Source organism: Mycolicibacterium madagascariense, assembly GCF_010729665.1.
GTDB lineage: Bacteria > Actinomycetota > Actinomycetes > Mycobacteriales > Mycobacteriaceae > Mycobacterium > Mycobacterium madagascariense.
Genome location: NZ_AP022610.1, coordinates 5,495,690 through 5,510,273 on the forward strand (window position 1 = coordinate 5,495,690; position 14,584 = coordinate 5,510,273).

Sequence of the window (14,584 nt, forward strand, 5' to 3'; positions counted from 1 at the left end):
TCGCTGCGTGCCCGACCGCCCCGATACCTGGCAAGCCGCGTTCGACCTCATTCGCACCCGCGGGTACGAGCGCCGCGAGGAGCCGTTCAGACTGGCCAGCGGCCAGCTGAGCCATGACTACATCGACGGCAAGTACGCCATCGACACCGGCGAGCGACTGACCATCGTCAGCCGGGCCGTCGCCGATCTGGCCGCGCGCTCGGGCATCGAGTTCGACGCCGTCGGCGGCCTGACCATGGGTGCCGATCCGCTGGCCCACGGCATCGCCATGGTGACCGGCAAGGCGTGGTTCTCGGTGCGCAAGGAGCAGAAGCAGCGCGGCCGCGAGCAGTGGATCGAGGGCACCCGTCTCGAGCCGGGCACCCGCGTGCTGCTGGTCGACGACGTCATCAGCACCGGCGGATCCACCGAGATCGCCTTCGACCGGGCGGTGGCGGCGGGGGCGGTCGTCAGCGGCGTGATCCCGATGGTCGACCGCGGGGACGTCGCGGCGGGGCGGTTCGCGCGGCGCAACGTCCCGTTCGCGGCGTTGGTGACCTACCGCGATCTCGGCATCGAACCGGTCAAGGACGTCTGAGCGTTCGCGATCACGGCCCGGGGACGACGAGCACCTCGGTGGCCGACGTCCCCACGGCGACGCGCTGGCCCGGGGTGAAGTCCCGCGCCGGTGCACTCGCGAGCTGCGCGTCGACCACCGCGCCGCCCGGCAGCTCGACGTAGACCCGCGAGATCGGCCCGAGGAACGCGACGGACCGCACGGTCGCCGCACCCGCGTCGTCGGCGGTGAGCGTGATCGACTCCGGGCGCACCAGCGCCGTGCCCTCCCCCGACCCGATCGACCCGGCCAGCGTCGTCACCTCGGTGCCGAACACGCTCGCCCGGCCCGCCGACACGGTGGCGGGCACCCTGTTGTTCAGCCCGACGAATTCCGCGACGAACGGCGTCGCCGGATTGGCGTAGACCTCGGCGGGCGTCGCGAGCTGCTCGAGGCGCCCCCTGCTCATCACCCCCACCCGGTCGGCCACCGCGAGCGCCTCCTCCTGGTCGTGGGTGACGAACAGCGTCGTCGTGCCCACGTCGAGCTGCACCCGGCGGATCTCGTCGCGGAGCTGGCTGCGCACCTTGGCGTCGAGCGCCGAGAGCGGCTCGTCGAGCAGCAGGACCCGCGGCCGGATCGCCAGCGCCCGCGCGAGCGCCACCCGCTGCTGCTGACCACCCGACATCTCCGAGGCGTACTTGTCCGCGTGCTCGGAAAGCCCTACCAGCTCCAGCATTTCGGCCGCGCGCGTGCTGCGGTCGGCCTTGCCGGCGCCCCGCATCTTCAGTCCGAAGGCCACGTTCTGCGCCGCGGTCAGATGCGGGAAGAGGCTGTAGGCCTGGAACACCATGCCCATGTCGCGCTTGTTGGCGGGCACGGAGGTGAGGTCTCGACCGTCGACGGTGACGGTGCCGGAGGTGGCCTCGTCGAGACCGGCGAGGATGCGCAGCGCCGTGGTCTTGCCGCAGCCGGACGGTCCGAGCAGCGCCACGAACTCGCCGGGTTCCATCCGCAGGTTCAACCCGTCGAGCGCCTTCACCGCGCCGTAGGTTCTGGTGAGGTCGGTCAGCTCGACCGCGACGCCCGCCGGGCTCATGTCCGCCTCCTTCGTCGGGTGACCAGTGAAAGTGCCAGTAGCAGAACGAATCCGAACAGCAGCGTCGCGAGCGACGCGGCGACCGAGGTGGGGCCGTCGGACTTGCCGAGCGCGACGATCTCGATCGGCAGCGTGTCGAAGCCGGACAGCGAGGCGATGGTGTACTCGCCGAGGACGACCGCCACCGAGATGAACGCCGCCGACAGAATGCCCGACCAGATGTTGGGCACCACGATGCGGAGGATGGTGGCGACCCAGCCCGCGCCGAGCGAACGCGCGGCCTCCGACAGCGTGCGGAGGTCGATCGCCGAGAGCGCGCCGTCGATCGCCCGGTAGGAGAAGGGCAGCACCACCACGACGTAGACGAACGTCAGCGTCAGGGCCGATTCGCCGAGCAGATAGTTCACCCACAGGTAGACGTTCTTCAGCCCGACGACCACCACGAGCGCCGGAATGGTCAGGGGCAGCAGGCACAGGAACTCCACCAGGCCCCTGGCCCACGGCGTCCGCAACCGCACCCAGATCATCGTCGGCACCAGCACGACCAGCATGGCGACGACGGTCAGCACCGCCAGCAGCAGCGACGTGACGATCGCGCGATACAGCGCCTCGTTGGACAGCAGGTTGCCCCACGCCTGCAGCGTCCTGCCGCCCCCGAGCAGATTGCGGGTGGAGAAGTCGGCCATCGCGTACAGCGGGAAGAGGAAGAAGATCCCGAATCCGACCCACAGCGCGGCGCGCGCGACGCGGGCCGTCACCGCAGCCACCGCGACGTCCGCCGCACCAGCAGACCGTAGGCGCCCATCACCAGTGCCACCACGACGATCATCTCGAGCGCGAGCGCGTACGCGAAGCCCGACTGGCCAAGCACCACCTCGCTGGTGAGCGCAGCCCGGATCAGCAGCGGCAGTATCGGACTGCCCTGACTGACCAACGCCGCGGCGGTCGCGTAGGCGGCAAAGGCGTTGGCGAACAACAGCAGTAGCGCCCCGAGGAACGCCGGCGTCAGCAGGGGTACGGCCACCGCGCGCCAGTACTGCCACGTCGACGCCCCGAGGCTGACGGCCGCTTCGCGCCACTGTGCACGCAGCCCCTCCAGCGCGGGGAGGAACACGATGACCATCAGCGGGATCTGAAAGTAGGTGTACACCAACACCAATCCGGGCAGGTCGTACAACCACCCCGAGCCCGCCAGGTTCCAGCCGAGGTGCTGCTGCACCCACAGCGTGAGGACGCCGTTGAGCCCCAGCGTGGCCAGGAACGCGAAAGCCAGTGCCACGCCGCCGAATTGGGCGAGCACGCTGCACAGCGACAGCACCAAGCGCCGGATCGTCGACGACGCCGGGCGCGTGACGATCAGCCAGGCGAGCAGGGCCCCGAAGACGGCGCCGAGCAGAGCGGTGCTGCCGGAGAGGAACACGCTGCGGCCCAGCGCGGTGAGCGCGGTGTCGGAGAACAGCGCGGCGATGCGGCTCGTCGAGAACCGGCCGTCGGCCGTCACCGCGCTGACGACGACGGTCACCGTCGGGACGATGAGGAAGATCCCCACGATCGCGAAGAACGGCAGCAGGGGAAGCGCATCGGCGACGCGGCCGCGGACCACTGCAGCCGCCGACCGTGCCTTCGTGGGTGGCGAAGTCATGGGCGATCCTTCTGCGGGAGTCGGTTGGCTCCGAACCCTACCGGTGGGGCACGCGGCGAGCGGGCATCGACGCCTGCCCGACGCGCCGAACGGATTTGCCAGGTGGTCACACGACAGTGCTGGTCGCCGCCTAGCATCATGGGGTGGCTGACGAAGAGGCCTCGGGGGAAGCGACGCTGGACCATCCTGTCGACGGCACCGTCGACACGGATGACCTCGGCGTTCGCCCAGCCGAGCACGGCGTCGACGCCACGCGGACCGACGCCGAATTCGACTACCTGCTCGACGAGGATTTCAGCGACCCCGGGTGGAGCCCGCCTCCGCCCGACGACGCCGGGCCCACCTTCGACGCGTTCAATGCGAGCACGTGGAACTTCCGGCCCGTGCAGGCGCCCTGGTACCGCACCGGCCACAACCGCGCAGTGTTGGCCGCAGTGTCGATGGCGACGGTCGCGCTCGTCGTGTCCGTCGTGTTGCTGGCGTTCCGCGGCTCCGGCGCCGGCAGCGCGCCGGGACCGATCCCCGATGCCTCGACCGCACCCACCACCGCGACGGCGCCCGTCGTGACGTCGGCCGAAGCTCCTCCGCCGCCACCCGTCGCGCCTCCGCCACCACCACCGCCGCCCACGGTCTCCGAGGTGGTGACCAGGGCGCCGGTCGTCGAGCGCTCCACGCCACCGACCACCCGCAAACCCGAGATCAACGTGACCAGGGCGCCGCTGAGCGTGCACCCGAACATGCCGGGCCTCAAGCGGCCGTGACGTTCGACGCCGTTCAGCGATTCGCGACGGCGCCCACCGCCGTGCTCTGCACCGTCGGGGCGGATGGAGCGCCGCACGCCGTGCCCGTGGTGTTCACCGTCCGGACCGTCGACGGGCAGGCGACCGTCTACACCGCCGTCGACGCCAAGCCCAAGACCACCCAGCGGTTGAGGCGCTTGGCGAACATCGCCGCCCACCCACGGGTGAGCCTGCTCGTCGACCACTACGACGCCGACTGGACCCAGCTGTGGTGGGTGCGTGCCGACGGACTCGCGACGGTGCACCACGGCGGCGAGCACATGGCGACCGGCTACGCCGCCCTGCGACGGAAGTATCCGCAGTACGAACGCGTCGCACTCGACGGCGCGGTGATCGCCGTGGCGGTCACGCGATGGTCGTCGTGGCACGCCTGACACGCTCGACTCTGCGCTGAGGGCGACCTTTCGCGTTGGCTACTCGCACTCGTGCGCCAAGGACGCAGAGTCGACGCTGGCTTCATCCACAGCCTCGACGAAATCGCCTCCATCGCCGGCCAATTCGTCGGGCGTCGTCGGCAGTCTGCCGACATGGAGAGTCAGCACCCGTTCATCGGATCGGAGGCCGTGGCGTCCGGTGCCATGACCCGTCACGAACTCCGGCGGTACTACCGTGCGATCGCCCCCAACGTCTACCTCGACAAGCGCGCGGACCCGTCACTGTCCCAGCGGACGCACGCGGCATGGCTGTGGTCCGGCCGCGAAGCGGTGGTCGCTGGGTTGGCGGCGGCCACGCTGCACGGCGCGAAGTGGATCGACGACGACGTGCCCGTCGAGTTGATCTGGCACAATGCCCGCGCGCCCCGTGGCGTAACGACCCGCGCAGACCTGCTGCTGGAGAACGAGTCGACGTCGATCGCCGGTCTCACCGTCACGACGCCGGAACGGACGGCCTTCGATCTCGGCAGACGAGGATCGCTGGGCTGCGCCGTGGCCCGCCTCGATGCGCTCGCCGCGGCGACGAATGGGCTCGCCGAAGCCGCCGTCCTCGAGTTGGCGGACGCGCACCCGAGAGCCCGCGGACTGCCTCAGCTGCGCACGGCAGTCCACTTGATGGACGCCGGGGCTGCCTCGCCGCGGGAAACGGCCCTGCGACTGTTGCTGATCGGCGCCGGGCACCCCAGGCCGCATACCCAGATACCGGTGCTGAGCCCCGACCGCCAACGGCGCTACTACCTCGACATGGGTTGGGAAGACGTCAAGATCGCCGTCGAGTACGACGGCGATCACCACCGGTCCGATCCGGTGCAGTTCGCGCACGATCTCGTGCGGTCGGCAGACGTCGAGGAACGCGGCTGGCGACTCATCAGGGTGGCCAAGCGCTCTCGGCCCGACGACGTGCTCGCGCGGGTGCAGCGGGCGTGGCTCGCACGCTCGACTCTGCGCTGAGGGCGGTCGTGGACGAGATTTACTCGCACATTCCCGCCGCCAGCGCAGAGTCGAGGCGCTCGAGACCTACAGCAGACCCAGCAGCTCCAGATCGGTCGCGTACTTCACGACGACCGGCGCGGACACGTGCGGAATGTCCTTGTCGGGCCCGATCTTCGCTTCCTGCACCGCGGCCTGGAAGCGTTCGGTCGGGGCGATCGACCCGTTCAGCGGATGCTCCGGCTTCTGGTAGTTGTGCAGCAGCGGCAGCAGCGAGGCGTTGCGCTGCTTCTCCGGCAGCGCCCGCAGCGAGGTCTCGAAGCGGGCCAGCCAGTCGCCGTAGCCGTCGACGCGCTTGATGGCGTAGCCAGCGTCGACCAGCCAGTCCACGAACTGGTCCATGCCGATGCCGTCGTCGTGGGGGTTCATGACGTGGTAGGTCTGGAATCCCTCGCGCACGCCGACGCCCAGCGTCGAGATGGCCTCGGCGATGAACTCGACGGGAAGGCCGTCGTAGTGTGCGCGCTGCCGGTTGCCGTCGGCGTCGAGCTCGTAGAACGACTGCGGCGCAATGCCGGTCGCGACGAGGCTCAGCATCATGCGGGTGAACATGTCGGGCAGGTTGAGCTGTCCGGCGTAGGTGGTGTCGGCCAGGATCATGTCGCAGCGGAACACCGACACGGGCAGGCCGTAGTGCTCGTTGGCCTCGCGCAGCAGCACCTCGCCGCCCCACTTGCTGTTGCCGTACCCGTTGGCGTAGCTGTCGTCGATCTTCCGCGTCGCGCTGACGACGCGGACGTCGGCGTCCTCGGTGTTGGCGGCGGGGTCGATGCCCGCGCCGACGGCCATCGTCGACACGTAGACGAAGGGCTTGATCTTCGTCGTCAGCGCGATGCGGATGAGCTCGGCGGTGCCGAGCACGTTCGGCGCGAAGAGCTGGCTGTACGGCAGCACGTGGTTGACCAGCGCGGCCGGGTCGACGATGAGGTCGACGGTGTCGGCGAGCCGCTGCCACGTGTCGTCGTCGAGCCCGAGGTTGGCCTCGCCCTTGTCGCCGGCGAACACCTCGAGGTGCTCGGCGGCCAGCGAACGATAGTGCTCCAACAGCTTTGGGTCACCGCTGTCGAACGTGGCGTCCAGCCGAGCGCGGGCCGCAGCGTCGTCCTTGGCGCGGACCAGGCAGATGAGCTTGCCGTCCACCAGGTCCATCCGCTCGAGCCACTCCAGCGCGAGGTAGCGGCCGAGGAAGCCGGTGGCACCGGTCAGCAACACGGTCCTGGTCTCCGCCGCGGGTCCCGGCAGCGACGCCGTCGCGGCCAGGGTGTCGGCGTCGATGAACTTGTCGAGCGTCAGATCGGCGGCATTGACCTCGGTCGCATCGCGGCCGTGCACGGCGTCATAGGTGGGACGCTTGCTGCCGCCCGCCCGCTGAGCCTCCACGTACGCCGCGATGGACGCCAGGTCACTCGCCGGGCTGACGATCACGCCGACGGGCACGTCGACGCCGAAGATCTCGTGCAGCAGATTGGCGAACGTCAACGCCGACAACGAGTCTCCACCGAGATCGGTGAACTGCGCGTCGGGTTGCACGTCGGAGGCGGCCGCGCCGAGGAGCGCGCTCGCGGCCCGGCTGACGGTCTGCAGCACCGGCTGGTCAGCACCGTTCTGGCGCAGCGCGCGCAGTTCGCCGGCCTGGCCGTCGCTGAGGTCGACGTAGAGCTGCTCGAGTTCCGCGCCGTAGCGCTCCTTGAGCCGCGGCCACGCGAGCTTGCGGATGCCGGTCAGCAGACCGTTCTCCAGGGTGAAGGGCTCCGTCTCGACGATGAAGTCGCGCGGCACCTCGAAGGACTGCAGGCCGGCGGCGCGGGCCGCGTCCTTCAGCGAGGCGCTCAGCGCCGACTTGAGTTCGCTTGCGTCGTAACGAGATTGGGCCTCATCGCTCGGCACCACGACGGCCAGCAGGTAGGGCCGGGCGCTGTTGCCGTAGATGTAGATCTGACGCACCAGCGGACTGTCGGTGAACGCCGCCTCGAGCTTGGAGACGGTGACGAACTCACCCTGCGACAGCTTGAGGACGTTGTTGCGCCGGTCGATGTACTTGACCTGGTCGGGGCCCAGCTCGGCGACCACGTCGCCGGTGCGGTAGTAGCCGTCGGCGTCGAACACCTCGGCGGTCACCTCGGGTCGCCTGTAGTAGCCGGGGAACATTTGCTCGGACTTGACCAGCAGTTCGCCGCGGGGGTGCGGCCGGTCGGTGGCGAAGTAGCCCAGCTCGGGGACGTCGACCAGCTTGTAGTCGATCACCGGTGGGCGACGGATCTGACCGTCGACGAAGACGGCACCGGCCTCGGTCGACCCGTAGCCCTCGAGCAGATGCATGTCGAGGAACTTCTCGACCCACGCCTTGAGCTCGGGTGAGATGGGCGCGGACCCGGTGATGGCGCTGACGTAGCGGTGCCCGAGCAGCCGTTCCCGGACGCTGGCCATCACCTCGTCCTCGGTGCCGTCGGAGCGGTCGGCCTCGCTCACGTACTCCTGGTAGAGCATGTCCCAGATGCGGGGCACGAAGTTCATCTGCGTGGGGCGGACCAGCGCGAGGTCCTCGAGGAACGTCGAGAGGTCACTGCGGGCGGCGAAGTGGACCGTGCCACCGCTGGCGAGCGTGCCGTACAGCACGCCGCGCCCCATGACGTGGCTCATCGGCAGGAACGCCAGCGTGATCGCGGGGACCATGCCCTGGCTCTCGTCCCAGTGCGCGTTGGCCGCCGCGCGCCACATGTTGGCGACCTTGCTCTCGGGGTATATCGCACCCTTGGGGGCGCCGGTGCTGCCGGAGGTGTAGACGAGCAGGGCCAGCGGGTCCTCCCCCTCGCCGACGACGGATTCCGGCGCAGGCAGCGAGCTGCCGCGGGCCAGCACGTCGGCCATCGTCTCGACGACGACGCCGGAGTCCCGAAGACGCGCCGCGGCGGCCTCGAGGGCGTCGCGGTGGTCGTCGACCTGGGGCAGGAAGTCGAACACCACCAGGCGGGCGGGGGCGTGCTCGCCGCTGACGATCATCTCGACCGCGTCGTCGACGTAGTCGATGCTCGACGCGACGAGGGACGGTTCGGTCTCCGCGACGATCGGCTGCAGCTGCGACTGGGGCGCACTGGTCTGCAGCGGCACCGACACGGCGCCGAGCTGCGAGCAGGCGATGTCGACGACGGTGTAGTCGACGCTGGTGAACCCGAGGATGGCCACGCGGTCACCGGGGCGCACGGGGTCGTCGCGCAGCGCGGCGGCGAACTGCTGCACGCGCGTCCACAGCTGTCCGTAGCTGACGGTGTCGAACCGGGGTTGCAACGCCGCGACGGTGCGACCGTCGGCCGAGACGAACTCGACGGCCCGCTGTCCGACGGCGGGCCGGTCGGCGTAGCCCTCCATGACGGTGCGCACGACGTCGGGCAGCCTCAGGTCGGGGTTCCCGGCCGCTTCGCTGACGGCGGTGTCGGGTTTGGCGGCGGCGAATTGTTCGTCGTCGGAGTACAGGTCGGCGATGCGGCGCTCGAGGCGCGCTTCGCGAGTATCAGTCGACATGATTCATCCCTACGTACATGACTTCTGGAGCTGTTGGCCGGGGCCTCGTTGCCCCTCTACCCTCCCGCAACGTTAGCAAAACTAAAGATATGCCCATATCTCTGACCTGGTAATTCACTGTGAGGGAGGCCACGCCTGGCCCGTTTGTTATGGTGGCTAAATAATCCCGACCGAGAGGATCCGACGATGACACGGACCGATGACGACACCTGGGACCTGGCTACCAGCGTCGGGACGACGGCGACGATGGTCGCGGCGGCCCGAGCGATCGCCACGAATGACGGCGCGATCGACGACCCGTTCGCCGAACCCTTGGTGCGCGCGGTCGGTGTGGACTTCCTCACTCGGTGGGCGACCGGCGAGCTGACCGCGTCCGACGTCGACGACGAGGGCACCCCGTGGGGCCTCTCGCAGATGCCCGCCGCAATGGCCGCCCGCACGCGCTACTTCGACCAGTTCTTCTCCGACGCCGCCGCGGCCGGCATCAGGCAAGCCGTGATCCTGGCCTCCGGCCTCGACGCCCGCGCCTACCGCCTCGACTGGCCCCCGGGCATGACGGTCTACGAGATCGACCAGCCCGAGGTCATCGAATTCAAGACGACGACGCTGGCCGGCCTCGGCGCCCAGCCCAAGGCCGAGCTGCGCACGGTCGCGATCGACCTGCGCGAGGACTGGCCGACGGCGCTCGTCGCGGCGGGCTTCGACCCCGCGCAACCCTCGGCGTGGATCGCCGAGGGGTTGTACGGCTACCTCCCGCCGGAGGCCCAGGACCGGTTGCTCGACGCCGTGACCGCGCTCGGCGCGTCCGGCACCCGCCTCGGCAGCGAAGCCGTGCCGAACACCTCGGACATGGATCCCGAGGAATCGCGCCAGCGCATGCGCGAGGCGACCGCCAAGTGGCGCGAGCACGGCTTCGACCTGGACTTCACCGAGCTCGGCTACGAGGGCGAACGCCACGACGTCGGCGAGTACCTCGGCGCGCGCGGCTGGACGTCGGTCGCGACGCCGATGGCCGATCTGTTGGCCAGCAACGGGTTCGACCCCATCCCGGAGACCGATGACGCCCGGCAGACGATGAACGGCGTCACCTACTTCACGTCGACCCTGGGCTGACGCGGCCCGGCAGTGAGCATGCCGTTGTGGGCGCTCACTGCGTGTTCGACACCAGGGTCGTGGATCGAGCGCTCGGGCCCGAACGCACAGCCGTGGTGTGCGACGCGCTCGTAGTCGCGTGTGGGCATGCTCTTGGGGAGAGGTCAGACCGGCGAGCGCGCGGCTTCCATCTCCAGTTCGGCGTGGTAGGCGCCCTCGCCGCGGCCGAGGGAGAACGCCGCGGCCGTCATCGCGGCCACCGCGAGGACCAGCGCGATCAGCTCGGCGCCGCTGACGTCGAGTGCCTCGCCAAGCAGGACGGCGCCGAGGATCACGGCGACGACGGGTTCGAGCACGAGCATCGTGGGCACCGACGTCTGCAGCGCGCCGGCGTGGAACGCGGACTGCTGCAGCAGCGTGGCGACGACGCCCAGGACGATCAGCGCGTAGGGCGCCGGGGTGGCCAGCAAGCCGAGCGCACCGCGCTGGTTCAGCAGGTGCATGACGACCTTGGTCACCACGGCGACCACGCCGAACAACACGCCGACGCCGACGGCGAAGAGCACGGCCCGCGGTGAGCCGCTCAGCCGTCGGGCGATCACGACGAACGCGACGATCGCCACCCCGCAGCCGGCCATGACGAGCACCGACACCGTCGTCGAGGCGGGGCGGTCGGGCGGACCGGGACGCGCCAGCAGGACGAACAGCGCCAACGCGAGGGTGAGCAGACCGGCCCACAACCATTCCCGACGGGTGACGCGGCGGCCGGAGAGCTTCGCGCTCAGCGGCAGCGCGAACAGCAGCGCCGACACCAGCAGCGGTTGCACCAGGATGAGCGATCCCTTGACCAGGGCGAGCGCCTGAAAGACGTAGCCGGCGACGGCCGCGCCGGTCCCAGCCCACCAAATCCGCCGCCGCAGCAGCGTGACGAACATGCGCGTGCTGACGCTCTGATCCGACGGCACGTCCATGGTGGCGCGCTGCCGGACGACGATGCCGACGGCCATGCACACGGCCGAACAGAGCGCGAACAGGACCGTCAGTCCGTGGCCCAACACCGTCCCGTGCACCCTTCGTCGGTCTGGGAACCCCCTCACCCCTACACCGTAGAGGTGTCGCTAGCGCGCTTCGACCCCAGCGGGCCGCTCGTCGTGCACGCGCGACGGCGGGTCGATGCGATCGCCCACCCTGGCGACCACGGTGTCGACCCGGTCGACGGCGGCGTCGCACAGGTGGCGCACCCGCTCCCCCGCGGTGTCCACGTCGTCGGCCGCGCTCAAGAGGTAGGAGCGGACGTTGATCCGGAAGCGATCGGCGGCGTCTCTGACGCGACGGCGCAGCCGCTCGTCGACCTCGAGGGTGAGGTAGGGCAGTACTCGAATGGCCATCCTGTGATGCTCCTCGCGTCCGCGGACGTCGCCCGTCGGCACCAGGTTAGCGAACGCGGTCAGATGATGGCGGGCATGCTCTCCCAGCCGCGGATGGTCGACGTCGTCGAGAACACCGCGCTCGCCAGGTCGACCTCCCACTCGGGGAAGCGCTTGAGGATCTCCTCCAGTGCGACGCGGCCTTCGAGGCGCGCCAGGGAGGAACCGAGGCAGTAGTGGGCGCCGACGCTGAAGCCGAGGTGCGCCCGCTGCTCGCGGTGGATGTCGAACACGTCGCCGTCGGGCGGGAACTGGCGGTGGTCGCGGTTGGCCGCGCCGATGAGCATCATCATGATGGCGCCCTGCGGCACGGTCTGCCCGTGGATCTCGACGTCGCGGGTGACGTAGCGCGCCACGTGGGGAGCCGGCGGCTCGAAGCGGACCAGTTCCTCCACCGCGCGCGGGATCAGGGTCGGGTCGTCGACGAGCTGACGCCGTTGGTCGGGGTGTTCGGCCAGCACCTTCGCCGCCCAGCCGATGAGCCGGGTCGTGGTGTCGTTGCCCGCTCCCGCGACCACGTTGAGATAGATGAGGAGTTCGTCGCGGGTCAGCCTGCGGGTGGTGCCGGTCTCGTCGGCGAATTCGACGTTGAGCAACTCGGTCATGATGTCGTCGGACGGGTTGTCGACGCGCCAGTCGATGTAGTCGGCGAAGATGTCGCCGGACACCAGTCCCTCCTCGGCGGCCTTCATCGGCTTGCCCGCCTCGGTCTTCATCTGGCCGGTGACGTGGTCGCGCACCGCCACCTGGTCGGCCTCGGGGATGCCGATGAGCGCGCTGATGGTCTTCATCGGCATGACGGCGCCGAAGTCGGCGACGAAGTCGAACCGGCCCGCGCCCACCACGGCGTCCAGGCTCTCCACGCAGTAGTCGCGGATGCGCTGTTCGAGGAGCGCGATCTTGCGCGGGGTGAACATCCGGGCCAACAGCTTGCGGTGGATGTCGTGGATCGGCGGGTCCTCGAAGATCAGCACGCCGGACGGGATCGGGAAGTCGGCCCGGATGAGTTCGAGGATCGCGCCCTTCGCCGAGCTGAAGGTGCCGTGGTCGACGATGCCGCGGTTGACGTCCTCGTAGCGGCTCACCGCATAGAAGTCGTGCTGGGCGTTGTAGTAGAGCGGCGCCTCCTCGCGCAGTCGCGCGAACACGGGGTACGGGTCGGCGTTGATGCCGACGTCGTACGGGTCGAAGTAGACGTCGGCGTTCGTACCGGGGTTAGCTGCCTCGAGGGTCATGGGGGCCCGCCTCTCCGGGGCTGGGAGTAACTTACTCGCGTAAGTTACACGGCTAGACGAGACGCGTCGAGCAACCCCGCACTCAGGTCGACGCGCGTTCGATCAGCCGCGCGACGTTCGCACTGCTCGGCTCCCGCACCGACGGATAGCCCAGCTCGGTCATCATCGCCGCGACGGAGACGTCGACGATCGTCTCGGCGTCGAACGCCACCGACGTCAGCGGCGGCGCACTCACCGCACCGAGTGTCGTGGCGTCGACACCCATGACGGCGAGGTCCTCCGGGCACCGCAACCCAGCTCGGCGGATGCCGTGCAGACAGACCAGCGCCACCTCGTCGCTCAGTGCGCACACCGCCGTCACCCCGTCGGCGGTCCAGCCGGCGACGACCTCGGCGGCGTCGGTGCCGTCCATCGCCACCGATCCGACGGCGACGTCGGGCAATCCGCGCGCGGCGGCCGCGACCCGCACGCCCTCCAGCCAGTACTCACCGAGCGGACGCAGCCGCTCGGCGTCGGAGAACGCGAACGCCAACCGCCGGTGCCCGCGTGCGACGAGGTGCTCCACCCGCATCTCGCCGATCGTCAGGTGCAGCGACCCCATCGCATGCAGTTGCGCACTGCCCAGGTGGATCTGCGGGATGCGCGCCTGCGTCACCGCGTCGAGCGCGGGTCCGCTGAGGGGGAAGACGCTCGTCACCGCGATGGGGTTCAGGTTGGCCACCGCGTCCACGACGTTGCGGCCGTCGTCGGTCTCGAACTGCAGCGACAACACGACGCCGTGCCGGGCCAGCGCCGTGGTCAACCTGCTGCCGACCTCGAGTAGCAACTCTCCCAACGAGATTCGCGGCACCACGTACAGCACCACGCCGCTGCCGCCGGACGCGAGATTCCGCGCCGCGAGGTTGGGCCGGTACCCCAGTTCCTGGGCCGCCGCGCGCACCGCCGCCTTGGTCTGCGCGGAGATGGTCTGCCCAGCCACGTCATTGAGGACGTAGGTGACCGTCGCCGTCGAGACCTTGGCCAGCCGGGCCACGTCGGCCTTCGTCGGCCTGGCCGGACCCCGCACGCTCATCGGCCCATCGTGGCACGTCGGGGGCGGTCCGCGCACGATGCCTACATGGGATAGGCGGTCCCTATGGCACCGATCGGACATCGCCATTGGACCACCGCGGCCTCGACGATGGACGATCGTGGTACCGGCGTCGGTCGCCGGAGCGGCGAAAGCCGTTGACGCGCAAGGGGAGCCCGTGAACACCAAGGTCCGTACCGATCTCGTCCTGTCCAGCCTGGCCGTCACCCACGAGGTCACGGCCCCCTTCGACCACGTCGACATCGCGGACTGGCTGAAGACACTCCCGGACCACGAATACCAGCGGTGCGCGCCGGGCGATCACAAGGCCTGCGGCTATACGACCGACGACGACGGCACCCCCATGTCGATCAACGTGGAGATGATCGGGACGAGCCTGGTGGTCCAGCAGTACCGGTTCGAGGTCGCCGAGCGGCATCACTGCCACATGGTGTCGATCTCGGACGTGTTGACTCCGAGCGGCTGGACGACCCAGCAGGTCATCTGGGACCTGTTGATGGAACCCCTCGACGACGGGCGCTGCCGCTACACGAACACCGTGACGTCCCACCCCACCGAACGATTCCTGGAGTTCATCGCCCAGCAGGGCCAGACGTTCGAGGAGGCCGCGGCGGCCCGACAGGACGCGTCGGGTCGGCACAACCGGGTGGAGACGCCACTGTTCGCCGAGAGCATCGCCCGCGCTGCCAGGGCGGCCGCGGCGGCGTGAGATTGCCTTTCG

The 14,584-nt window shown here is 69.7% G+C and carries 14 protein-coding genes; 6 read left to right on the forward strand and 8 right to left on the reverse strand.

The window, feature by feature from the left end; translation table 11 throughout:
- Window positions 1-7 precede the first annotated feature (7 nt).
- Window positions 8-577 (forward strand): orotate phosphoribosyltransferase, encoded by a 570-nt coding sequence (locus G6N60_RS26130; protein ID WP_163742847.1) that lies wholly within the window; start codon window positions 8-10, stop codon window positions 575-577.
- A 10-nt stretch (window positions 578-587) separates the two neighbouring features.
- Here the strand turns inward: G6N60_RS26130 and G6N60_RS26135 are convergent, their stop codons facing one another.
- The 3 genes from G6N60_RS26135 to G6N60_RS26145 all read right to left on the reverse strand — a co-directional run bounded on the left by G6N60_RS26135 (window position 588) and on the right by G6N60_RS26145 (window position 3,276).
- The gene (locus G6N60_RS26135; RefSeq protein ID WP_163742849.1) at window positions 588-1,634 is read right to left on the reverse strand and encodes an ABC transporter ATP-binding protein; all 1,047 of its coding nucleotides are present in this window, start codon (window positions 1,632-1,634) and stop codon (window positions 588-590) included.
- A complete protein-coding gene (locus tag G6N60_RS26140; RefSeq protein ID WP_246241324.1) occupies window positions 1,631-2,320 on the reverse strand; it encodes an ABC transporter permease in 690 nt (229 codons plus the stop codon). Before G6N60_RS26140 ends, G6N60_RS26135 begins: the two co-directional genes overlap by 4 nt.
- Before the next feature lie 68 nt (window positions 2,321-2,388).
- Window positions 2,389-3,276 (reverse strand): ABC transporter permease, encoded by an 888-nt coding sequence (locus G6N60_RS26145; RefSeq protein ID WP_163742853.1) that lies wholly within the window; start codon window positions 3,274-3,276, stop codon window positions 2,389-2,391.
- A 143-nt stretch (window positions 3,277-3,419) separates the two neighbouring features.
- Between G6N60_RS26145 and G6N60_RS26150 the strand changes: the two genes are divergently transcribed.
- The 3 genes from G6N60_RS26150 to G6N60_RS26160 all read left to right on the forward strand — a co-directional run bounded on the left by G6N60_RS26150 (window position 3,420) and on the right by G6N60_RS26160 (window position 5,461).
- Window positions 3,420-4,037, forward strand: coding sequence for a hypothetical protein (locus tag G6N60_RS26150; RefSeq protein WP_163742855.1), 618 nt, complete (start codon window positions 3,420-3,422; stop codon window positions 4,035-4,037).
- On the forward strand, window positions 4,034-4,450 hold the full coding sequence (locus G6N60_RS26155; RefSeq protein ID WP_163742857.1) for a TIGR03668 family PPOX class F420-dependent oxidoreductase: 417 nt from the start codon (window positions 4,034-4,036) through the stop codon (window positions 4,448-4,450). The genes G6N60_RS26150 and G6N60_RS26155 overlap by 4 nt, the downstream gene beginning before the upstream one ends.
- 153 nt (window positions 4,451-4,603) lie before the next feature.
- Window positions 4,604-5,461 carry a hypothetical protein gene (locus tag G6N60_RS26160; protein ID WP_163742859.1) on the forward strand — a complete coding sequence of 286 codons (858 nt, stop codon included), beginning with the start codon at window positions 4,604-4,606 and terminating at the stop codon, window positions 5,459-5,461.
- 66 nt (window positions 5,462-5,527) lie between these two features.
- Here the strand turns inward: G6N60_RS26160 and car are convergent, their stop codons facing one another.
- Window positions 5,528-9,019 (reverse strand): carboxylic acid reductase, encoded by a 3,492-nt coding sequence (car, locus tag G6N60_RS26165; protein ID WP_163742862.1) that lies wholly within the window; start codon window positions 9,017-9,019, stop codon window positions 5,528-5,530.
- Between the two features lie 186 nt (window positions 9,020-9,205).
- On the opposite strand from car, the gene G6N60_RS26170 reads away from it, so the two are divergent.
- Window positions 9,206-10,132 carry a class I SAM-dependent methyltransferase gene (locus G6N60_RS26170; RefSeq protein WP_163742864.1) on the forward strand — a complete coding sequence of 309 codons (927 nt, stop codon included), beginning with the start codon at window positions 9,206-9,208 and terminating at the stop codon, window positions 10,130-10,132.
- Between the two features lie 143 nt (window positions 10,133-10,275).
- On the opposite strand, the gene G6N60_RS26175 is transcribed toward G6N60_RS26170, so the two are convergent.
- The 4 genes from G6N60_RS26175 to G6N60_RS26190 all read right to left on the reverse strand — a co-directional run bounded on the left by G6N60_RS26175 (window position 10,276) and on the right by G6N60_RS26190 (window position 13,845).
- Window positions 10,276-11,169, reverse strand: coding sequence for a DMT family transporter (locus G6N60_RS26175; protein ID WP_163744587.1), 894 nt, complete (start codon window positions 11,167-11,169; stop codon window positions 10,276-10,278).
- Between the two features lie 60 nt (window positions 11,170-11,229).
- The gene (locus G6N60_RS26180; RefSeq protein WP_163742866.1) at window positions 11,230-11,499 is read right to left on the reverse strand and encodes a hypothetical protein; all 270 of its coding nucleotides are present in this window, start codon (window positions 11,497-11,499) and stop codon (window positions 11,230-11,232) included.
- Between the two features lie 59 nt (window positions 11,500-11,558).
- The gene (locus G6N60_RS26185) at window positions 11,559-12,773 is read right to left on the reverse strand and encodes a cytochrome P450 (protein ID WP_163742868.1); all 1,215 of its coding nucleotides are present in this window, start codon (window positions 12,771-12,773) and stop codon (window positions 11,559-11,561) included.
- 82 nt (window positions 12,774-12,855) lie between these two features.
- Window positions 12,856-13,845: a LacI family DNA-binding transcriptional regulator gene (locus G6N60_RS26190; RefSeq protein WP_163742870.1), complete on the reverse strand. Its 990-nt coding sequence runs from the start codon at window positions 13,843-13,845 to the stop codon at window positions 12,856-12,858.
- 175 nt (window positions 13,846-14,020) lie between these two features.
- Here G6N60_RS26190 and G6N60_RS26195 point away from each other — a divergent pair, with 175 nt between their 5' ends.
- On the forward strand, window positions 14,021-14,572 hold the full coding sequence (locus tag G6N60_RS26195) for a hypothetical protein (RefSeq protein ID WP_163742872.1): 552 nt from the start codon (window positions 14,021-14,023) through the stop codon (window positions 14,570-14,572).
- Window positions 14,573-14,584: the final 12 nt, after the last annotated feature.